The organism is Cellulomonas xiejunii, assembly GCF_024508315.1.
Taxonomy (GTDB): Bacteria; Actinomycetota; Actinomycetes; order Actinomycetales; family Cellulomonadaceae; genus Cellulomonas; species Cellulomonas xiejunii.
The window spans coordinates 523,451-543,626 of record NZ_CP101987.1; the positions used below are offsets into that span (position 1 = coordinate 523,451).

General features: G+C 73.5%; 20 protein-coding genes. 14 read left to right on the forward strand and 6 right to left on the reverse strand.

The features are described from left to right. Positions 1-42: 42 nt before the first annotated feature. Complete coding sequence (locus tag NP048_RS02595) at positions 43-1,317, forward strand: PP2C family protein-serine/threonine phosphatase (RefSeq protein WP_227577939.1); 1,275 nt, start codon at positions 43-45, stop codon at positions 1,315-1,317. Between the two features lie 34 nt (positions 1,318-1,351). Here NP048_RS02595 and NP048_RS02600 read toward each other — a convergent pair whose 3' ends face one another. Beyond that, positions 1,352-1,900: a TetR/AcrR family transcriptional regulator gene (locus NP048_RS02600; protein WP_227577940.1), complete on the reverse strand. Its 549-nt coding sequence runs from the start codon at positions 1,898-1,900 to the stop codon at positions 1,352-1,354. Between the two features lie 112 nt (positions 1,901-2,012). Here NP048_RS02600 and NP048_RS02605 point away from each other — a divergent pair, with 112 nt between their 5' ends. The 4 genes from NP048_RS02605 (at position 2,013) to NP048_RS02620 (ending at position 5,188) form a co-directional block, all read left to right on the forward strand. Further along, positions 2,013-3,938, forward strand: coding sequence for an oxidoreductase (locus NP048_RS02605; protein ID WP_227577941.1), 1,926 nt, complete (start codon positions 2,013-2,015; stop codon positions 3,936-3,938). Positions 3,939-4,046: 108 nt separating this feature from the next. Next, positions 4,047-4,205, forward strand: a complete 159-nt coding sequence (locus tag NP048_RS02610; protein WP_227577942.1) for a hypothetical protein — start codon at positions 4,047-4,049, stop codon at positions 4,203-4,205. Positions 4,206-4,349: 144 nt separating this feature from the next. Further along, positions 4,350-4,784, forward strand: a complete 435-nt coding sequence (locus NP048_RS02615) for a hypothetical protein (RefSeq protein WP_256769424.1) — start codon at positions 4,350-4,352, stop codon at positions 4,782-4,784. Next, on the forward strand, positions 4,748-5,188 hold the full coding sequence (locus NP048_RS02620; RefSeq protein WP_256769425.1) for a cytochrome P450 family protein: 441 nt from the start codon (positions 4,748-4,750) through the stop codon (positions 5,186-5,188). Before NP048_RS02615 ends, NP048_RS02620 begins: the two co-directional genes overlap by 37 nt. A gap of 56 nt (positions 5,189-5,244) precedes the next feature. Here the strand turns inward: NP048_RS02620 and NP048_RS02625 are convergent, their stop codons facing one another. Continuing rightward, positions 5,245-6,504: a DNA sulfur modification protein DndB gene (locus tag NP048_RS02625; RefSeq protein ID WP_227577944.1), complete on the reverse strand. Its 1,260-nt coding sequence runs from the start codon at positions 6,502-6,504 to the stop codon at positions 5,245-5,247. A 402-nt stretch (positions 6,505-6,906) separates the two neighbouring features. On the opposite strand from NP048_RS02625, the gene NP048_RS02630 reads away from it, so the two are divergent. The 4 genes from NP048_RS02630 to NP048_RS02645 all read left to right on the forward strand — a co-directional run bounded on the left by NP048_RS02630 (position 6,907) and on the right by NP048_RS02645 (position 9,628). Then, the gene (locus NP048_RS02630) at positions 6,907-7,248 is read left to right on the forward strand and encodes a hypothetical protein (protein ID WP_227577945.1); all 342 of its coding nucleotides are present in this window, start codon (positions 6,907-6,909) and stop codon (positions 7,246-7,248) included. A gap of 123 nt (positions 7,249-7,371) precedes the next feature. After that, positions 7,372-8,442, forward strand: coding sequence for an iron-containing redox enzyme family protein (locus NP048_RS02635; protein WP_227577946.1), 1,071 nt, complete (start codon positions 7,372-7,374; stop codon positions 8,440-8,442). Continuing rightward, positions 8,439-9,413 (forward strand): glycosyltransferase family 2 protein, encoded by a 975-nt coding sequence (locus NP048_RS02640; RefSeq protein WP_227577947.1) that lies wholly within the window; start codon positions 8,439-8,441, stop codon positions 9,411-9,413. The genes NP048_RS02635 and NP048_RS02640 overlap by 4 nt, the downstream gene beginning before the upstream one ends. Continuing rightward, entirely contained in the window at positions 9,410-9,628 is a 219-nt protein-coding gene (locus NP048_RS02645) for a CDGSH iron-sulfur domain-containing protein (protein WP_227577948.1), read from the forward strand. The genes NP048_RS02640 and NP048_RS02645 overlap by 4 nt, the downstream gene beginning before the upstream one ends. A gap of 277 nt (positions 9,629-9,905) precedes the next feature. Here NP048_RS02645 and helR read toward each other — a convergent pair whose 3' ends face one another. Further along, a complete protein-coding gene (helR, locus tag NP048_RS02650; protein WP_227577949.1) occupies positions 9,906-12,086 on the reverse strand; it encodes an RNA polymerase recycling motor ATPase HelR in 2,181 nt (726 codons plus the stop codon). Positions 12,087-12,319: 233 nt separating this feature from the next. On the opposite strand from helR, the gene NP048_RS02655 reads away from it, so the two are divergent. From NP048_RS02655 to NP048_RS02675, 5 genes are all read left to right on the forward strand, one after another. Then, positions 12,320-14,281 carry a right-handed parallel beta-helix repeat-containing protein gene (locus NP048_RS02655; RefSeq protein WP_227577950.1) on the forward strand — a complete coding sequence of 654 codons (1,962 nt, stop codon included), beginning with the start codon at positions 12,320-12,322 and terminating at the stop codon, positions 14,279-14,281. 189 nt (positions 14,282-14,470) lie between these two features. Then, a complete protein-coding gene (locus NP048_RS02660; protein WP_227577951.1) occupies positions 14,471-16,024 on the forward strand; it encodes a SulP family inorganic anion transporter in 1,554 nt (517 codons plus the stop codon). Positions 16,025-16,063: 39 nt separating this feature from the next. Continuing rightward, positions 16,064-17,161, forward strand: coding sequence for an ACR3 family arsenite efflux transporter (arsB, locus tag NP048_RS02665; protein WP_227577952.1), 1,098 nt, complete (start codon positions 16,064-16,066; stop codon positions 17,159-17,161). Further along, entirely contained in the window at positions 17,158-17,559 is a 402-nt protein-coding gene (locus NP048_RS02670) for an ArsR/SmtB family transcription factor (RefSeq protein WP_227577953.1), read from the forward strand. Before arsB ends, NP048_RS02670 begins: the two co-directional genes overlap by 4 nt. A gap of 28 nt (positions 17,560-17,587) precedes the next feature. After that, entirely contained in the window at positions 17,588-18,046 is a 459-nt protein-coding gene (locus NP048_RS02675) for an arsenate reductase ArsC (RefSeq protein ID WP_227577954.1), read from the forward strand. Between the two features lie 34 nt (positions 18,047-18,080). Here NP048_RS02675 and NP048_RS02680 read toward each other — a convergent pair whose 3' ends face one another. From NP048_RS02680 to NP048_RS02690, 3 genes are read right to left on the reverse strand one after another with little or no spacing between them, the layout of a single operon-like run. Next, positions 18,081-18,851 carry an anti-sigma factor gene (locus NP048_RS02680; protein ID WP_227577955.1) on the reverse strand — a complete coding sequence of 257 codons (771 nt, stop codon included), beginning with the start codon at positions 18,849-18,851 and terminating at the stop codon, positions 18,081-18,083. Then, the gene (locus tag NP048_RS02685; protein WP_227577956.1) at positions 18,835-19,407 is read right to left on the reverse strand and encodes an RNA polymerase sigma factor; all 573 of its coding nucleotides are present in this window, start codon (positions 19,405-19,407) and stop codon (positions 18,835-18,837) included. Before NP048_RS02685 ends, NP048_RS02680 begins: the two co-directional genes overlap by 17 nt. A gap of 57 nt (positions 19,408-19,464) precedes the next feature. After that, entirely contained in the window at positions 19,465-20,121 is a 657-nt protein-coding gene (locus NP048_RS02690; protein WP_227577957.1) for a class F sortase, read from the reverse strand. Between the last annotated feature and the right edge of the window lie 55 nt (positions 20,122-20,176).

Sequence of the window (20,176 nt, forward strand, 5' to 3'; positions counted from 1 at the left end):
TCCCACGCGCGGCCCGCGCGGCGGCGTGGCACCGTTTACGCCGTGACGCTCCATTCGCCTGTCGACATCTCGGCTCTGCTCACGGCCGCGGAGGACGTCTCCCCGGCCGAGGCGATGTCAGCCGCCTCGGACGCGTTGCGCCGGAGCCTCGGTGTGGAGTCGGCCACGTTCCTGATCGCCGACGCGGCGGGGAACACCCTGATCGACCACGCAGCCCCCGACACGCGCTTCTCGCTCGACGACACGGAGCCGGGACGCGCTTGGCGCGGGCAGAGGATCGTGCACGACGCGGAGAACCGATGCGTCTACGCGCCCGTCACCGTGCGGGGCGACGCGCTGGGGGTCCTGGCGGTGAAGCTGCCGCCGCAGGGTGCCGCGGCGGACGCCGACGCCGGGGACGGGGACCTCGACCCCGCATGGGTCGAGCAGCTCGCGGCGGTGGCCCATGCCCTGGCCTACGTGGTGGTGGCCAACCAGCGCCACACCGACACCTACGAGACGGCCATGCGATCGGCCGACTTCACCCTGGCCCGTGAGGTCCAACGCCGGCTGCTCCCGCTCGGCTTCGTGTGCGAGGGCGGGTCCTTCACGATCGCCGGTTGGCTCGAACCGTCCGCGAGCGCCGCGGGCGACACCTTCGACTACGTCGCGTCCGGGGACCGGCTGATCGCCACGCTGACCGACGCCACGGGGCACGACCTCAACGCCGCTCTGGTCGCGACCCTCGCGGTGAACGCGCTGCGCAACGCCCGCCGGCAGGGCGCCGACCTGATCGCGCAGGCGCGCGCCGCCAACGAGGCCCTCATCGACCACGGGCGCCCCGACGGCGGCAGCTACGTCACCGGGATCCTGCTCGAGATCGACCTGAGGTCCGCGGGCGGCGACGACGGTGACGACGGTGACGACGGTGACGACGGTGACGACGACTGCACCGTCGTCCGGATCATCAACGCGGGCCACCCCGGCGGGCTCCTGCTCCACGACGGTCAGGTCACGAGCGTGGCGCCGGCCAACAACCCGCTGCTCGGCATGCGGCCGCACGAGTTCCAGGCCCAGGAGATCGAGATGTGCCCGGGCGACCGGCTCCTGCTGATGACCGACGGCATGCTGGAGCGCAGCGCCGCCGCGTTCGACCTGCCCGCCGCGTTGCGTGACACCGCCGACCGGCACCCCCGCAACGTCGCGCAGGACATCTCCCGCACGTTCCTCGAGACCGTCGGTGCCGAGGTGCAGGACGACGCCGCACTCCTGCTGCTCGAGTGGCACGGCGGCACCACGCGCCGCAGGACCCACCACGGGTCGGACGAGGCGCGGTAGACGCGTCGGGGAACCCGGCGATCGGCCGCGTGCCTCAGGGGCGCAGTCCTGCCAGCGCGATCGTCAGGCCGCGGTCGAGCGCCGCGGCACGCTCGTCGTCGTCGTGCGACGTCAGCAGGCCCTCGACCATGGTGAGGACGAGGTGCACGTCGGCCACGGTGACGTCGGGTGAGACCTCCCCGAGTCGGATCGCGTCGGCCAGCGGCCCGGTGACGATGGTGGCGATGCGCTCGCCCAGGGCGTCGAGGTGCCCGGCGGCGTCGGGTGCGGACCGCATGAGGGGGAACAATCCCGTGAGCCGGTGCTGACCCTCGGCGATGCGGCGCACGACGGCGGCGAAGGCGCCGGGCTGCCCTGCCCGTGCGGCGGCCAGCGCTTCCGCGTCGTCGAGGTGGTGGCCGTACAGCGCGGCAGCCAGCGCGTTGCGGTCCGGGAAGTGTCGGTAGACGGTCGCACGGCCCACCCCGGCCTCGCGGGCGACCTCGCTCAGCGGGGCGGTCAGGCCCTGGGTCGCGAAGACGCGCTCGGCCGCGGCGATCACGGCGGCGCGGTTGCGCGCGGCGTCCCGGCGCGCGGAGGTCACCTTCCGGAGTCTAGGACGTAGATCCTCCGGGCCCGCGGGCGGGCGTCGGGATACTCGAACCAGAAACGGACGCAGGTGTCCGTTTTCACGTCCGCCCCGATCGGAGACCACCGTGACCCGCCACGCCCGCATGCTCGAACCCGCTCGCTGGGGTTCCCTCGAGCTGCCCAACCGCACCTACATGCCACCCATGGGCACCCACACCGCCAACGCCGACGGCACCATCTCCGACGCGGGGGTCGCCTACCTCGTGGCCCGCGCCCGTGGCGGCATCGGCCTGCTCATCACCGAGTCCATCCAGACGCAGGACGTCTACGACCTTCCCACGGGCTCGACCATCAGCCTCACGCACGACCGGCACGTCGCGCCCCTGCGCGACGCCGTGACCGAGGTGCACCGCGCCGGCGGCCTCATCAGCGCCAACCTCACCCCGGGGCTCGGGCGGATCATGCCCGCCGGCCCCGACGGCGGCGCACCGTTCTCGGCGTCCGACTGCCCCACCCTCATGGACCCGAGCGTCCGCTGCCGTGCACTGAGCCTCGAGCAGGTCGAGGACATCCTCGACCGGTTCCGCGCCGCGACCCGCCGCGCCCTGGAGTGCGGGTTCGACGGCATCGACCTGCACGGCCACACCGGCTACCTCACGGACCAGTTCCTGTCCGCCGCGTGGAACACCCGCACCGACCGGTTCGGCGGCGACGTGCGCGGGCGGGCGACGTTCGCCACCGAGATGATCCGCATCGTGCGCGAGGAGGGCGGCGCCGACTTCCCGCTGTCCATGCGCATCAGCGTCCGGCAGGGGTTCCCCGGCGGGCGCACCCCCGAGGAGGCGCGCGAGCTCGCCGTCGTCCTGCAGGACGCGGGTCTCGACGTGCTGCTCGTCGACGCAGGCTCGTACGAGGCCATCGACCACGCGTTCCCGTCGTACTACATGGGTGACGGCGTGTACCTGCCCGACGCCGAGGTCGTGAAGCCGGTGCTGCGCATCCCCGTCGCGGTCAACGGCAACCTCACGCCGGACCTGGCCGAGCAGGCCCTGGCCGACGGCACCGCGGACTTCGTCGGGTTCGGCCGCATGGTCATCGCCGACCCGGACCTCGTCCGCAAGGTCGCCGAGGGCCGGCCCGAGCAGGTGCGCCCCTGCATCCGCTGCAACGAGATGTGCATCGGCAACGTCGTGGCCGGCAAGGCGCTCGGCTGCTCCGTCAACCCCGAGGCCGCGCAGGAGGCGACCCGGGTGCTGCTGCCGACGCCGGTGGTCCGCAAGGTGACCGTCATCGGCGGAGGGCCCGCCGGGCTGGAGGCCGCGCGCGTCGCGGCGGAGCGCGGGCACACGGTCGACCTCTACGAGCGCGGGACGCGGCTCGGCGGCGTCCTGGAGCCCGCCGCCACCCCGGAGTTCAAGCGCGAGCTGCACCGGATGGTCGACTGGTGGGAGGTCGAGATGGCGCGCCTGGGGGTGCAGGTCCACCTCGACCACGAGGTCGCCGCGGACGCCCCCGAGGTCACCGGCGCCGACGCCGTCGTCGTCGCGACCGGGTCGACGCCGTGGGCGCCGCCCGTGCCCGGTGCGGACGGGCTGTCCGCGGTCCAGGTGCTCGACTTCCACCGCGGTGCGCACGTCGGCCCGCGGGTCGTGGTGTGCGGCGGCGGCCTGTCCGGTGCCGACGCGGCCCTCGAGCTCGCGCTGGCCGGGCACGACGTGACGATCGTCGAGGCCGACCCGCAGATCGCGTCCGACATGGTGGTCCACAACCGCGTCGCGCTGCTGCGACGGCTGGCGGAGGTCGGCGCGCGCGTGCTCACCGGGCACCGCGTGACCGCGATCCGTGACGACGCGGTCGTGTGCGAGGGGCCCGACGGCCCCGTCGAGCTGACCGCCGACACGGCACTGCTCGCGTTCGGCGTCCGCCCGGACCGTGCGCTGCCCGACGCGCTCGCGGACGGGCCGGCCACGTACGTCGTGGGTGACTGCGTGCAGCCCTCGAAGGTCGGCGACGCGGTCCACGCCGGGTACGCCGCAGGCGCCGCGATCTGACGGCCCAGGCGGCGGGGCCCGGCAGGGTGAGGGCCGGGTCCCGTCGCCGCCCTCGGTCGCGCGGGCTCTGGGCATGCGGACCCGCGCCACCGGTGCGAACGTGGGCCCATGAGCGAAGAGACCACGGGCTACGACCCGAACCAGGACCCTGACGCCGACCCCGCCAACCTCAACCCGCGCACGGGCGACGCCGCGTCCGGTGACCCGGAGGCCGACGCGGACACCGACGCCGAGGCGGCCAACCTCAACCCCCGGGGCGACGCATAGCGAGCAGCTGCCCGACAGCTTCGACGAGAAGCAGCCCGACCTGCCCTCCCTCGGCGTCGGTCCCGACCCGATCCCCGGCGACCACGAGGGGAACGCGCCCGACGGCGAGGACGCGCCCTGACCGCCCACGCGAGCCCGCGTGACGTGGTCCCCCTGGGAGCCGCGGACACCGCGCAGGTCCTCTGGGTGGTCCTCGCGCCGCTGGTGGCGTCGGGCGCGATCCTGCGCCGCCCGCGGCTGACCCCGCTGGCCGACCGCGTGCACGCGGACGACCGCGGCGTCGCTGTGCTGAGGGACCTCGCGCAGCGCTACGACCGCCGCCCGGTGCTCGTGCACATCGGGCCCCGGACGATGCTCGTGCCGCTGCACGTCGACGACGGTCGCGCGCTCCTCGACGCGTCGCCCGAGCCGTTCACGCCGGCGTCGCTGGAGAAGCGCGTGCGCTGCACCACTTCCAGCCCGACGGCGTGCTCGTCAGCGCGACGCCCGCACGGCCGCCGCGCCGCGCGTGGAACGAGGCCGCGCTGGACACCGGGCGACCGGTGCACCGCGCGGCGCCGGTCTTCGACGCGACCCTGACGTCCGACGCCGCGTGGATCGTCGACCGCGCGCTGCGGCACGACGACCTCGGCTTCGACGACCTGCTGTGGGGCACGGTCCGCGAGGTCACGCTCGGCCCGGGGGCGCGGCACGACGCGCGTCTGACGGACGAGCTGCTGGCACTGCGCGGTCGCGGGAACTGGGCGGGCTTCGTGCCCGTCGCGAAGCACCGCCGCGCGGCCTTCCTGCGCCGCCTGCACGACCACGTCCTGGCTGCCCCGCCGGGCTCGCTCGCGGGCCACGGCCGGGACGGGGCCGGCGATGCGCTCCTGGGACAGCTCGTAGGGCACCTCGACGTCGATGACCTCGACGGTGTACCCCGCTGCCTCGAGCGCGCCGCCGGTAGGGCCGGGTTGCCAGCACGGAACGCTCTGACCCTCTGAGCAGACAGTGCCCCGCCGCAGCAGACGCCGCGGCGGGGCACTGTTCAAGCGAGAGCTCAGAAGGGGGCGCCGTCGTCGGCCCACTTGGCGATTTCGTTCGCCAGCCCCTTGAGGTCCTGGGCGCGCGACGACGGGGCCTTGGCGTCTGCATCGGCGAAGTAGCCGGTCTCGAACCATCCCGTCTCGATGGGGAAGCCCATGTGACCGTTCAGGCTCGCGAACAGCTTCCGCGCACGCTGGTCGCCGGCCTGGGTGACGTGCGGGTAGGAGTCGTCGGTGATGTCGACGGCGAGGACGTGGTAGGCGCCGGCGAGGACCCGCAGGATGGTGATCGAGCCGAGCAGGCTCGTGCTCCGCAGCTCGGTCGGGTCGATCTCGTCCTTCGCGAGCCGCTCGATCTCGTCGAAACTGGCCTCCAGCGCCTGGAAGAACAGCTCAGTCATCTCGGCGATCGCGCTGTCCTTCATCCGGCTCTCACGGCCGGTGGTCATGCGTCCGTCGATGCCGACAGCCACGTGTCGGACGATGTCAGCCAGGTTGATGGCCGAGATGAGGTTCTCGTTCTTGCCGGTGACGCGGTCCTTCTCGTAGTCGACCCGCCCGTCGAGGAGGTCGATGGACTCGGCGACGTCCATGGCGACGCGGTTGAGCTTGTTCCGGCGGTCGAAGGACGTGGTGATGGACTTGGTGATGCCCTTGGCGTTGACCGCGATGTCGGTGAAGAGCTGCTTGTGGTCGTCCTCGGTCACGCCTTCGAGGATCTCGAGGGTCGCGTACTCGGTGGAGAAGCGCTTCTGCTCGGCCGTCAGCTGGTCGACCTTCTTCTGCCACGTCTGGATGCCGACCTCGTCCTCGGCGTTCTTGCTGCCCAGGAGGGAGGTGCGGGCCCGCTTGAGCTCGTCTGCGATGTCCTGCAGGGCGAGGGTCCAGCCGAGGGTCCGGTGCTGGCCGTCGAGGATGTCGACCTCGGCCGCCATGTTGTGGGGGAGCTTGAGGATCCCTACTTCGACACCTGCGACCTCGAACTTGACGTCGAAGTTCCCCGGGTCGCTCAGGGGGTACGTGGTGTCGAGCAGCAGGGGCGGCGCGACGCGCTGGTCCTTGGTCCGCCAGTAGTCACCGAACTTCTGAGCACGCCGACGTTCGACTCGACGGTTACCAGGAAGCTTGTTATCCGGGTCGGGCACCGGCAGGTGGGAGGGCACGAGGTGCAGCGGGAGCGCGATCGTGTAGACCCAGTGGGCTCCGCGGCGGAACCGCTGCGCCATGACGGTCTTGTCGTTCGAGTAGCCGGTGAGGTCGAGCTGGGTAGCCATGTTATCTCCTAGTTAGATGGATTATCTGTCGAGTAAGGAAGCTATCAGTTGCCTGGCTTACTTGCAAGACATCCAACGTAATCGAGGGTTAACTCACCTATCGCTGGTCTAACTCGCTTCTCCGTGGCGCTGGCTCGCCTCCTCGTGGCGCAGGCACCTTCCGGTTCACAGCTGCACCCCCCCGCGCTGCGCTTGCTTGCCTCGGCCATGGTTGCGGCCTGCCCTGCTTGCTTGCCTCGGCCATGGTCGCGGCCTGCCCTGCTTGCTTGCCTCGGCCATGGTTGCGGCCTGCCCTGCTTGCTTGCCTCGGCCATGGTCGCGGCCTGCCCTGCTTGCTTGCCTCGGCCATGGTTGCGGCCTGCCCTGCTTGCTTGCCTCGGCCATGGTTGCGGCCTGCCCTGAGTGACCTCGTCGCTGTGGCGCGCGCTGCTCTACCGCTTCTTCGCCTGGCTGACATCGGCGCGCATGCGGGTCGCGACGACGTCGGCCGCGATGCCCCTGGCTTCGAGCTCGTCGGCTGTCGCTGCTCGGCGCAGTCGTAGGTGGCGTGCCCGTCGTCGCGGGCGGCGCCGCCGCGCACCTCGTCCTGCAGGCGACGTCGTCCTGCACGTCACGTCGCACCTGCTCACCGCGCTCGTGCGGGCGGCGCGCTGGGACCCGGTGAGCCACCCCGGGCTGGGCCACGACCCGCTGCCCAGGTCGCTCGCGCACACGGCCGTCCGGCTGGCCGCGCACCCGCTCTGACGCTCCCGCTGCCCGGGGGCGTGCCCGTCGCGGACGGGTGACGCCCCCGGGTGGCGGGTCGCCGGGGGCCGGGTCACCATGAGCGGGCGTTCGAGCAGGGCGCTGACCTGCGCAGGAGGAATGATGACCACCCAGCTGCCGTCCCCGGCACCCCTCACCGCGGCACGGCCCCAGTCGCCGATGCCGCTCCCGACCCCGCGCGGCCCCCTGAGCGACGCACTGCTGCGCGCGCTCACCGGCACGGCGGACCCCGGCATCCTGCGCGACGAGGCCGCCGGCGTCCTCGCCGCGCCGACCGGCTCGTGGCTCGAGCACGACGACGTGCAGCTCGCGCTCACCTGCATGTACGAGCTGCACTACCGCGGGCTCGACGGCGTCGACGACGACTGGGAGTGGCAGCCCGATGTCCTCGCCGCACGCGCGGCCCTCGAGCGTGCCGTCGAGGCCGAGCTGCGCGAGCGCGTCACCGTCGCGGTGCCGGTCGACACGTCGGCAGCCGCGGTCGCGAAGACGCTGTTCGACCTCACGTCCTCCGATGACGGGCCGAGCATGTCCCGCTGGATCGCGCGGCGCGCGGAGCGCGAGCAGATCGAGGAGTTCGTCGTGCACCGCTCGGTCTACCAGCTCAAGGAGGCCGACCCGCACACGTGGGCGGTGCCGCGGCTGGGCGGGGCGCCCAAGGTCGCGCTCATGGAGATCCAGTCCGACGAGTACGGCGCGGGTGACCCCGAGCGACAGCACGCGGCGCTGTTCGCGCAGGCCATGCGTGGCCTCGGCCTGGACGACACGTACGGCCGGTACGTCGACCACGTCCCGGCGATCACGCTGGCACACCCGAACGTCATGTCGATGCTCGGCCTGCACCGCCGGCTGCTCGGCGCGATCGTGGGGCACCTCGCGGCGTTCGAGATGACGTCGTCCATCCCCAACCGCCTGTACGGCAACGGCATGCGCCGCGTCGGCCTGGGGCAGGACGTCACCGAGTACTTCGACGAGCACGTCGAGGCCGACGCCGTGCACGAGCAGATCGCCGGGCGGGACATGGCGGGCCGGCTCGTGGAGCAGGAGCCGACGCTCGGGGGCGACGTCGTGTGGGGCGCGGCGGTCTGCCTGGCGCTCGACGGCATGTGGGCGCAGCACGTGCTGGACCGCTGGGAGGCCGGCGAGCCGTCGCTCCGGCAGCCGCTGCGATGACCCCGCGCCACCCGGACGCGGTCTACGTCCTGCCGCTGCGCAGCGCCACCCCGCTCGACGCCGAGGCGCTGGCCTACCTGCGGGGTCTCGTGCGCGAGCTCGCCGTGGTCGTGGTCGACGGGTCGCCGGAGCCGGTGGGAGCCGCCAACGCGCGTGCCCTGCCGGACGACGTGCGCCACGTCGACGCGCCCGCACCGCAGCCTGGCTGCAACGGCAAGGTCCTGGGGGTCCGGCGCGGCCTCGAGGTGTCCGACGCCCCGAGCGTCGTCGTCGCGGACGACGACGTCCGCTGGGAGCGGGCCACGCTCGACCGCGCGCTGGCGATGCTCGACCACGCCGACCTGGTGCGTCCGCAGAACGTCTTCGACCCCCGGCCGTGGCACGCCCGCTGGGACACCGGGCGTTCGCTGCTCAACCGTGCGGTCGGCGGCGACTGGCCCGGGACGCTCGTCGTGCGGCGCACCGCGCTGCCGCCGCACGGCTACGCGGCCGACGTGCTGTTCGAGAACCTCGAGCTCGTGCGGACCGTGCGGGCGCGCGGTGGGCGCGAGCGCGTCGCGCGGGACCTGCTGGTGCGCCGCCGTCCGCCGACCGTCCGGCACTTCTGGCGGCAGCGCGTCCGGCAGGCGTACGACAGCCACGCCCAGCCGGGGCGGCTGCTGGTGGAGCTGGCCGTGGTGCCGCTGCTCGTGGCTGCGTCGCTGCGGGGTCGTTGTCGCCGGACGGCGGCGGCCGTCGCTGCCGCGAGTGTCCTGCTCGCCGAGGTGGGACGACGACGCGGTGGCGGCGCCCGGGCCTACCCGGCGTCGGCCGCGCTGTGGGCGCCGGTGTGGCTGGGGGAGCGCGCGGTGTGCGCGTGGCTCGCGCTCGGGTACCGGGCCGCGGGCGGCGTGCCCTACGCCGGTGTGCGACTCCGGGCGGCGGCGACCCCGCGCCGTCGCCTGCGTCGCGCGGTCGGGCTCGCGGCATGACCGGCCGCGACGACCGCCCGCGCGGCCCGGTGCGGATCACGCCGTGCCCCGACGGCCCGCTGCTGGTCCGGGGGCCCGTCGAGGTCGTGGACGCCGACGGCAACGCCGTCACCCCGCGTCGGCGGACGGTCGCGCTGTGCCGCTGCGGCGGGACCGGCACGCCGCCGTGGTGCGACGGCACGCACAAGGTCAACGGCTTCCGGACAGGGGACTGACCACCCCAGGTGGAGTCACCACCCCAGGTGGACTCACCACCCCAGGTGGACTCACCACCCCAGGTGGTGAGAGTGCAATCCAGTCACGGCCGGATGGCCCTGCTGCGGGGATGTCGGGTGCTGGATTGCTCTCTCGCGCACCCTGGGGGGTCACCCGCACCACCCCAGGTGGTGAGAGTGCAATCCAGTCACGGCCGGATGGCCCTCCTGCGGGGATGACGGGTGCTGGATTGCTCTCTCGCGCACCCTGGGGGGTCACCCGCACCACCCCAGGGGCTCACCTACGGGCGGTCAGGACCACGAGCTGCTGCGTCGTGCGGGTCATCGCGACGTACCGGTCGACCGCGCCCTCGATGCCGTCGCCGAACTGGTCGGGCTCGACCAGCACGACCAGGTCGAACTCCAGCCCCTTCGCCGTCTGGGGCGTCAGCGACCGCACGCGCGGCCCCGCCGGGAACGTCGGGTCGCCGATGACGCACGCGACGCCCTCGTGCGTCGCGAGCCAGTCCTCGACGACCGACGCCAGGTCGGCGCGCGCGCCGTGGACGACCGGCAGCCCGGTCGACCGGACCGACGTGGGCACGTTCGCGTCCGGCACCGCCGCACGGATCACCGGCTCCGCCTCCGTCATGACCTCGACGGGCGTCCGGTAGTTGATGCGCAACGACGACACGTCGACGCCCCGCAGCCCGACGCGCTCGAGCCGCTCCGTCCACGACTCGGGGAAGCCGTGCCGCGCCTGCGCGCGGTCCCCGACGATCGTCACGCTGCGCGACGGGCACCGGGTCAGCAGCATCTGCCACTGCGCGTCGGTGAGCTCCTGCGCCTCGTCGACGACGACGTGCGCGAACGGCCCGGCGAGCAGGTCCGGGTCCGCGCTCGGCAGCCCCGCCTCGTCGACCAGGGCGCTGCGCATGTCCTCACCGCCCAGCATGTGCATGACGCCCAGCGTGGAGTCGTCACCGGCGACGAGGTTGTCGACGACGTGCGACATGTACTCCCGCTCGGCGGCGACCTGGGCACCGCGCCGACGTCGCCGCCGCGACTCCGCGGGGTCGCCGAGGCGCCGACGGGCCGCGTCGAGCAGCGGCAGGTCCGCCTCGGTCCACGCGCGCGGGTCGTCGCGCTGCAGCAGGCGCACCTCGTCCGGCGTGAGCCACGGCGCGCACAGCCGCAGGTACGCGGGCACGGACCACAGGTCCGCGACGAGGTCGGCGGCCTCGATGATGGGCCAGCAGCGAGTGAACGTGCTGGTCAGCTCGGCGTCACGGGTGAGCGCGCGACGCAGCTGGTCGACAGGGACGTCGTCCGGCAGCCCGTCGGTGATGATCTCGACGAGCGCCTCCCACGCCTGGTCGCGCGCCTCGTTGTGCGGGGTGCCGGGGTCGGGGGCGTCGAAGGCGTCGGCCCAGTCGTCGGCGCTCAACGACACCTCGCCCCAGGGCGTCATCAGACGCATGCCCTGCGTCGGCGGGCGCTCCGAGAAGCGCACGGCCGGCTCGATCGCCCGCACCATGCCCACGGACGCCTTCAGGCGCGCGACCCGCGGGTCCGTCTCCGGCGTCGCCGTCGCACCCTCCGGCACCATGTCCCGCACCGTGCACGTCAGCACGCCCTCCTCGCCCAGCCCCGGCAGCGCGTCGGCGACGTAGGACAGGTACTGCCGGTGCGGCCCGACGAGCAGCACGCGCCCGTGCCGGTCCCGCAGGCGCGGGTCGGAGTGCAGCAGGTACGCGGCGCGGTGCACGGCGACGACGGTCTTGCCGGTGCCGGGCCCGCCGTCGACGACGAGCGGTGTGCGCGACGCCGCCCGGATGATCGCGTCCTGGTCGGCCTGCAGCGTGCCCAGCACGTCGCGCATGTGCGCCGACCGGCTCGCGCCGAGGCTCGCGATGAACGCGGACTGGTCGTCGAGCGCGGCGGCCTGGTCGTACCCCTCGGGCGTGAAGACCTCGTCCCAGTAGTCCGTGACGCGACCCTCGGTCCAGCGGTAGCGCCGCCGGCTGACCAGGCCCATCGGGTGCGCGAGCGTCGCCGCGAAGTACGGCTCGGCCGCGGGCGAGCGCCAGTCGACGAGCAGCCGCTCACCCGTGCTCGTCGTCAGGCCCAGGCGTCCGACGTAGACGGGCTCGGGGCTGTCCTCGAGGACCATGCGCCCCAGGCACAGGTCGAGCCCGAACCGCTCCAGCAGCCGCAGCCGCCCGCTGAGGCGGTGGATGTCCTGGTCACGGTCCAGTGCCGCCTGCCCGTGACCGCCCGGCGCGCGACGCAGCCGCTCGACACGCTCCCGCAGGTCCGCGACCTGGGCGTCGAGCGTCGCGCCCAGCGCGGCGAACAGCTGCTCGTCGCGTGCGACGAGCGCCGGGTCGGCCTTGGCGGCGCGGGCGGCGGGCAGGGCGAAGGCGGACGTGGGCAGGGCGAAGGCGGACGTGGGCAGGGCAGGACGGGGTCCGGGCACGGCAGTGCTCCTCGGCGAGAGGCGGGGTCGCCGCGGGCGAGCGCGGCACGGCCACGATCATGCGCCCTCGCGGGGCCCTTGCCGCAAGCGCCCTCCTGCGCTGTACGGTGAAGAGGGAGATGACGGCCCGTCCCCGGAGTCCCGGACGGCCCCGACGGTGCAAGGCACGCCGTCGCCGCGCGCCGCGCTCGCCGAGGTCGATCCGTCCCGGCCGCCCCACGTAGGGTCTCGTCATGGCACACGTTCTCCATGTCTCCGTCCGCGGGTCCGACGACGCCGTCGGCACGCAGGACGCCCCGCTGCGCACCATCGACCGGGCCGCCCAGCTCGCACGTGCCGGTGACACGGTCACCGTCCACGCCGGCACCTACCGCGAGTGGGTGCGCCCCCGCCGCGGCGGTCGCAGCGACGAGCGCCGCATCACCTACCAGGCCGCCCCCGGCGAGCACGTGCGCATCACGGGCTCCGAGCAGGTCACCGGCTGGGAGCCCGTCGGCGGCGGCGTGTGGCGCGCCGAGGTGCCGAACGCGTTGTTCGGTGAGGTCAACCCGTTCGCGGTCGAGGTCGACGGCGACTGGATGGTCCGGCCGGGTCGCGACGACCCGAAGCAGCACCTCGGTGCCGTGTACCTCGACGGTCGTCGTCTGGGTGAGGTCGCGAGCGTCGACGCCGTCGCGAATGCGCCGCGTCGCACCGAGATCACGGACGACTGGACGGGCACGACCGTCCCCGTCCCCGACCCCGACTGGACGCCGCGCGTCTGGCGCGCCGAGGTCGGCCCCGACGCCACGACGATCCACGCGAGCTTCGGCGACGCCGACCCCAACGCGGCGCTGACCGAGATCAACGTGCGCCCCACGGTCTTCTGGCCGACCGACCACCACGTCGACTTCATCACCGTCCGCGGCTTCGAGCTGTGCCAGGCCGCCACGCAGTGGGCGCCCCCGACGGCGAACCAGCCCGGCCTGATCGGCCCCAACTGGGCGCGCGGCTGGGTCATCGAGGACAACGACATCCACGACGCGACGTGCTCGGCGGTCTCGCTCGGCAAGGAGGCGTCGACGGGGGACAACTACGCGTCCGACCGCGGCGACAAGCCCGGCTACCAGTACCAGCTGGAGTCCGTGTTCTCGGCCCGGCAGATCGGCTGGGACAAGGAGCACATCGGCTCGCACGTCGTGCGCCGCAACCACATCCACCACTGCGGCCAGAACGCGGTCGTCGGGCACCTGGGCTGCGTGTTCTCGCGCATCGAGGACAACCACATCCACGACATCGCCAACGACCGCGCGTTCTACGGCCACGAGATCGCGGGCATCAAGCTGCACGCGCCGATCGACGTCGTCATCGCGGGCAACCGCATCCACGACTGCTCGCTGGGCATCTGGCTGGACTGGCAGACGCAGGGCACGCGCATCACGCGCAACGTGCTGTGGGCCAACAGCCGTGACCTGTTCATCGAGGTCAGCCACGGCCCGTACGTCGTCGACCACAACGTGCTGACGTCGCCCGTCTCGGTCGAGAACCACAGCCAGGGCGGCGCGTACGTGCGCAACCTGCTGTGCGGCACGGTCAACCTCAAGCAGATGCTCGACCGCGCGACGCCGTACCACCGGGCGCACTCCACCCAGGTGGCGGGGTACGCGATCATCCTCACCGGCGACGACCGCTGGATCGGCAACGTGTTCGCCGGGGGCGACCTCGACGTGGCGTACGCCGCGGAGTCGTGGGGCCGCATCGGGTCGCAGACGGGTACAGCCGCGTACGACGGCTACCCGACGTCCCTCGAGCAGTACCTCACCGAGATGGGGGACCGCTGGGACGGTGACCACAACCGGTTCGGCAGCCGCGTGCAGCCGTACGTGTCGCGCGGCAACGTGTTCGTCGGTGGCGCTCGTCCGGCGGACGTGGAGTCCGACCCGCTCGTGCTCGACGGCCCGGCGCACGTGGAGGTCGTCACGCACGGCGACGAGGTGTGGCTCGAGGTCGACGTGCCCGGCGCGGACGCCGCCGTGCTCGACGCGATCACGGGCGCGGACCTGCCGCCCACGCGTCTGGTCGGCGCCGAGTTCGAGGACGCCGACGGCCGCCCGTCGAGCTTCGGCACCGACCTGCAGGGCGAGCCGCTCGACGGCCCGCGCCCGGCGGGGCCGCTGACGGGCGGCCTGACCAACGCCCGCGTGCGCCTCCTCTAGAAGCACCTGGCTCGCCAGACCGAGGAATCAGGGGACTGGCGTCCCCGATTCCTCGGTCTCGCGAGCCAGGGGGTGGGGGTCGGGCGAGGCGCGGGGGAATCCTCGTGATCGGTTAGCGTGGCGGGGCGCTGCGGCTGCCGACCCCCGTCCGGCCGCGCGGCGCCTTCCCCCCCCGAACGGAACGCCCGCATGCCCGACGAGCAGCACCCCTCCCTGCCCGACCCCGCGCCCGCACCGGTCGAGGCGCCAGGCCCGCCCGAGGCCGACGACTCCCACTCCGTCCTGGCGGCGTTGCGCTCACCGCGCCGCCTGCGCACCGAGGCTCTCGCCGGGCTCGTCGTCGCGCTCGCGCTCATCCCCGAGGCGATCGCGTTCTCGGTGATCGCGGGCGTCGACCCCCGCGTCGGGCTGTTCGCGTCGTTCACGATGGCCGTGACCATCGCGTTCCTCGGCGGTCGTCCCGCGATGATCTCCGCCGCGACCGGCGCCGTCGCGCTCGTCGTCGCGCCCGTCGCCCCGCGGTACGGCGTCGACTTCCTGATGGCGACCATCGTCCTCGCCGGCGTGATCCAGGTGGTGCTGGGGCTCCTGGGCGTGGCCCGGCTCATGCGGTTCGTGCCGCGGTCCGTCATGGTCGGGTTCGTCAACGCCCTGGCGATCCTCGTGTTCATGTCGCAGGTGCCGCACCTGACGGGCGTCCCGTTCCTCGTCTACCCGCTGGTCGCGGTCGGCATCGTCGTCATCGTGCTGCTGCCGCGCTGGACCACGGCCGTTCCCGCCCCGCTCGTCGCCGTCGTCCTGCTCACCGCCGCGACCGTGCTCGGCGCCATCAAGGTCCCGACCGTCGGGGACGAGGGCGCGCTGCCCGAGTCCCTGCCGAGCCTGCTGATCCCGCACGTCCCGCTCACCCTGGAGACGCTCCGGATCATCGCGCCGTACGCGCTCGCGGTCGCACTCGTCGGCCTGCTGGAGTCGCTGCTGACGGCCAAGCTCGTCGACGACATCACCGACACCCACTCGAACAAGACCCGCGAGGCGTGGGGGCAGGGCGGCGCCAACATCGTCACCGGGTTCTTCGGCGGCATGGGCGGCTGCGCGGTGATCGGCCAGACGATGATGAACGTGAAGATCTCCGGGGCGCGCACCCGTATCTCCACGTTCCTGGCGGGGGTGTTCCTGCTGGTCCTGGTCGTGGGGCTGGGCGACGTCGTCGCGGTCGTGCCGATGGCGGCGCTGGTCGCGGTGATGATCATGGTGTCGGTCGGCGCGTTCGACTGGCACTCGGTCCACCCGCGCACGCTGCGCCGGATGCCGCGCTCCGAGACGACCGTGATGCTCACGACCGTCGTCGTCACCGTGACGACGCACAACCTCGCGTACGGCGTCGGGGCCGGTGTCCTGGTCGCGATCGTGCTGTTCGCGCGCCGCGTCGCGCACTTCACGACGGTCACGCGCCTCGACGCGAGCGACGACGACGGGCAGCGCGTGTACGCCGTCGAGGGGGAGCTGTTCTTCGCGTCGTCCAACGACCTCGTCTACCAGTTCGACTACGCCGGGGACCCGCAGGACGTCGTCATCGACATGTCGAGGGCGCACGTGTGGGACGCGTCCACGGTCGCCACGCTCGACGCGATCCGGCACAAGTACGCGACCAAGGGCAAGCGCGTGACGATCGTCGGCATGAACGCCGACAGCGCGCAGCGGCACGACAGGCTCGCGGGGAACCTCGGCGCGGGCCACTGACGGTTGCCTCACTGATTCGACATCTGTCAATATCGACGCATGTCGAACCAGGCTGCGGCCGCGGCCCCCCGTCTCTCCACCCTCGACCGCTGGCTCCCCGCCTGGATCGGGCTCGCGATGGTCGGCGGCCTGGCCCTCGGCCGGTTCGTGCCGGTGCTGGCGGACGTGCTGGCCCGCCTCGAGGTCGCGGGCATCTCGTTGCCGATCGGCCTCGGGCTGCTCGTGATGATGTACCCGGTCCTGGCCAAGGTCCGCTACGACCGGCTCACCGCCGTCACCGGCGACAAGCGCTTGCTCGTCAGCTCGCTGGTGCTGAACTGGTTGGTGGGGCCCGCGCTGATGTTCGTCCTCGCGTGGGTCTTCCTCGCGGACCTGCCCGAGTACCGGACGGGTCTGATCATCGTCGGCCTGGCGCGCTGCATCGCGATGGTCGTCATCTGGAACGACCTGGCCTGCGGCGACCGCGAGGCCGCCGCCGTGCTCGTCGCCATCAACTCCGTCTTCCAGGTCGTCGCGTTCGCGCTGCTCGGCTGGTTCTACCTGACCGTGCTCCCGGGGTGGCTGGGGCTCGACACCCAGGGGCTCGACGTGTCGGTCGGGCAGATCGCCGTCAACGTCCTGGTCTTCCTCGGCGTCCCCCTGGCGGCCGGCTTCGCGTCGCGCCGCATCGGCGAGCGGAGGCGCGGGCGCGCGTGGTACGAGGAGCGGTTCGTCCCGCGGATCGGGCCGTGGGCGCTGTACGGCCTGCTGTTCACGATCGTCCTGCTGTTCGCGCTCCAGGGTGACGCCGTGACCCGCCACCCCCTCGACGTCGCACGGATCGCCGTGCCGCTCCTGGCCTACTTCGCCGTGATGTGGGGCGTCGGCCTGGCCGCCGGCCGCACGCTCGGGCTGGGGTACGCGCGCTCGACGACGCTGGCGTTCACCGCCGCGGGCAACAACTTCGAGCTCGCGATCGCCGTGGCCATCGGCACGTTCGGGGCGACGTCGGGGCAGGCGCTCGCCGGGGTCGTCGGTCCGCTCATCGAGGTCCCCGTGCTCGTCGGGCTCGTCTACGTGTCGCTGTGGGCGCGCCGCCGCTGGTTCTCCACCGACGGCGCGGCGCCCGCCCGTGCCGTCCAGGAGGTCCGCTCATGAGCCCGTCCGCTCCCGCCGTCGACGCAGCCGCCTGCACCCCGGCCGCCTGCACCCCGGCCGCCGACGCCCACGCCCTGGGTGCGGACGCTGCCGCCCAGCTCGCCCCCGTGCTCAAGGCGCTCGGCGACCCGCTACGCCTGCGGATGCTCTCGTTCGTCGCCACCAGCGCGACGGGGGAGGCGTGCGTGTGCGACATCGCGTCCGTCGCCGACGTCTCCCAGCCCACGGTCTCGCACCACCTCAAGGTCCTCAAGGACGTCGGGGTGCTGACGTCGCAGCGGCGTGGGACGTGGGTCTACTACCGCGTCGAGCCCGCGCTGCGCGACGCCCTCGCGACGCTGCTCGACGCGTTCGTCCCCGCTGTCCTCGGCACGACCCCGGAACCCACGACCCACTGACGTGACCGCCCTCGACCGGAGGACCACCATGACCCACCAGAGCGCCCAGCCCACGACCCGGCCGGCTCCCAGCGTCCTCTTCGTCTGCGTCCACAACGCCGGCCGCTCCCAGATGGCCGCCGGCTGGGTGCGTCACCTCTCCGATGGCGCCGTCGAGGTCCGGTCCGCCGGCTCGATGCCCGCCGAGCGGATCAACCCCGTCGCGGTCGAGGCGATGGCGGAGGTGGGCGTCGACATCCGTGCCGAGCAGCCCAAGGTCCTGACCCCCGAGGCGGTCCAGGCCTCCGACGTCGTCGTGACGATGGGCTGCGGCGACGCGTGCCCGTTCTACCCCGGCACGCGGTACGAGGACTGGCAGCTCGACGACCCCGCAGGTCAGGGCATCGAGGCGGTCCGCCCGATCCGCGACGAGATCCGCACCCGCGTGCTGGCGCTGCTCGACGAGCTGGGCGTGGGCCCTGTCGGGACGGCGGCCGGTACCGCCTGAGACGAGCCGCTGCGGGGCCGGACGGCCCACACGCTCACGCCTCCAGCGCACCCCGCGCCACCGACACCCCGGAGTGCGCCGGCTCGCCGTCGAGCGGCTCGTCGCTGACGTCCACCACGGGGAACTCCGCGAGGTCCAGCCCGGGCGGCAGCGCGAACTCGCCGCTCGTGCCGTCGAGCGTGCCGAGGCTCACGAGCCCCGACACGTCCGGCTTGAGCAGCCACACCTCGAGGAACCCCTCACCCGCGGGGGCGTCGTCCAGGTCGACCACGAGCGTGCGCGAGCCGTCACGGGCGGTGCGCACCTCGGCGGTGCCGCCGGGGGTCCAGCCGGGCAGCGGCTCGAGGACGGCGCTCGCGACGACCGTCGAGGGGTCGGCGCGCAGCTGGAACCACGCGGTCGCGCCGGCGCCGCCGACGACCAGACCCGCGGCGGCGGCCACCGCGAGCCACGCGCTGCGCATGCGACGGCGGGGGGCCAGCGGCGTGACGGTCGCGCCGGAGGAGCCGGGCGCGGGGTCGGCGGGGCGGACCGTCAGCTCGCCGCGCGCCGCGGCGTGCGCGCGCTCACCGAGGTCGAGCTCGGCTGCGACCCGGTCCCAGACCTGCGGCGCGGGGGCCACGAGATGCGGCTCCGGGCCGGACTCACGGGCCAGGTCGACGACGCCGCGCAGCGCCGCGACCTCCTGCGAGCAGCGAGGGCAGGTGGCGACGTGGTCGAGGTCCGCGGCCTCGCCCACCGGCTCACCGAGGGCGAGGAGGGCGAGGGTCTCGTCGTCCACGTGCAGGTCATCGGACAGCACCATCCACCTCCCATCGGGTCCGCAGGCGCGCCAGGCTACGTCGCACGTGACTCTTGACCGTCCCGAGCGGCAGTCCCATTCTCGCGGCGATCTGGTCGTGCGTGAGGTCGTCGTAGAACGCCATTCGCAGGATCGTGCGCTGCGGGTCGCCCAGGTCGTCCAGGGCGTCCGCCACGACCACGCGTTCGACGACCCGCTCGTCGAGCGTCACGGTCGGCACGCGGTCCGGGTCCGGGACCACCTGCGGCTGCTCGCGCAGCCGACGGTCGCGCGTCCGCCGCTCGTGCGCGTCCGCGACCGCGTGCTTGGCGATCCCTAGCAGCCAGGCGGGCAGCCGGGCGCGGTCCGCGTCGAACCGCGCCCGGCCACGCCACGCCTCGACGAACACCTGCTGGGTGACGTCCTCGGCCTCCGACGCGTTGCCGAGCGAGCGCACGGCGACGGTGTGCACCAGGGTCGACCACCGGCGGTAGGCCTCGCCGACGGCAGCCTCGTCGCCCGACGCGAAGGCGCGACCGAGCGCCTCCACGTCGTCGGGCACGGTGGCCGACGTGCTCACCCACGCTCCTTCCGTCACCGCCACGGGACGGCCCCCACGTCGTGCGCGCCACGCCGCTCACCCACCTGCGGCGTCCACGACGGGGTCTGCTGTCACCGCGACGTTGTCGGCATAGTGCCCGACTTCGCGGTCGAACGCCCCTCCACACGTCACCAGCACGATTCTCGGCGCTCCCGTCCGGTCGAACCACTGCTCGACGGGGGCGTCGCTCTTCGGCACCTGGGTGACGTCCCGGACGACGTACGCATGCACCACGCCGTCCGAGGTCGTCACCTCCACCCGCGCCCCCGCGGGCACGTCCCGCAACCGTGAGAACGGACCGATGCCGGTGGTCCAGGAGTCCACGTGCGCAGCCACGACGGTCGCCCCCTCCGGCGACGCCGGGGCCGGCCCGTAGCGGTACCACCCGGCACGGTCCGCGTCCTGCGGGATCTCCATCGTCCCGTCCTCCTCGACTCCCACGGCGTCGATCGGCATGTCGAGCCCCAGGTCCGGGATGACGAGCCGTACGGGTGCGGGTGCCGGTGCGGGCAGCGAGCCGAGGCCCGCGTCGGCGACCGGCACGTCCGGGACCGCGGGCCCCGGAGGTGTGGTCGGTGACGCCGTCGCGGCGGGGGCCGAGGACGACGGCGGAGCGTCGGCGGTCGCGGTCGACCCGCACGCGGTGGTCAGGGCGACCAGCGCCGCCAGCGCCACCGCGTGCGGGCCTCGCACGCGGTGGCGGGCGGGCGCGCCCGGCGGCCGACCCGCTGGTGCAGGTCGGTCGCCG

What these genes read in the sequence shown, in the direction of transcription:
- NP048_RS02610 (WP_227577942.1), top strand. Translation starts at nt 4,047, where the DNA reads ATGAGCGAAGAGACCACGGGCTACGACCCGAACCAGGACCCTGACGCC.
- NP048_RS02625 (WP_227577944.1), bottom strand. Translation starts at nt 6,504, where the DNA reads ATGGCTACCCAGCTCGACCTCACCGGCTACTCGAACGACAAGACCGTC.
- NP048_RS02635 (WP_227577946.1), top strand. Translation starts at nt 7,372, where the DNA reads ATGACCACCCAGCTGCCGTCCCCGGCACCCCTCACCGCGGCACGGCCC.
- NP048_RS02640 (WP_227577947.1), top strand. Translation starts at nt 8,439, where the DNA reads ATGACCCCGCGCCACCCGGACGCGGTCTACGTCCTGCCGCTGCGCAGC.
- NP048_RS02645 (WP_227577948.1), top strand. Translation starts at nt 9,410, where the DNA reads ATGACCGGCCGCGACGACCGCCCGCGCGGCCCGGTGCGGATCACGCCG.
- NP048_RS02655 (WP_227577950.1), top strand. Translation starts at nt 12,320, where the DNA reads ATGGCACACGTTCTCCATGTCTCCGTCCGCGGGTCCGACGACGCCGTC.
- NP048_RS02660 (WP_227577951.1), top strand. Translation starts at nt 14,471, where the DNA reads ATGCCCGACGAGCAGCACCCCTCCCTGCCCGACCCCGCGCCCGCACCG.
- arsB (WP_227577952.1), top strand. Translation starts at nt 16,064, where the DNA reads ATGTCGAACCAGGCTGCGGCCGCGGCCCCCCGTCTCTCCACCCTCGAC.
- NP048_RS02670 (WP_227577953.1), top strand. Translation starts at nt 17,158, where the DNA reads ATGAGCCCGTCCGCTCCCGCCGTCGACGCAGCCGCCTGCACCCCGGCC.
- NP048_RS02675 (WP_227577954.1), top strand. Translation starts at nt 17,588, where the DNA reads ATGACCCACCAGAGCGCCCAGCCCACGACCCGGCCGGCTCCCAGCGTC.
- NP048_RS02680 (WP_227577955.1), bottom strand. Translation starts at nt 18,851, where the DNA reads ATGGTGCTGTCCGATGACCTGCACGTGGACGACGAGACCCTCGCCCTC.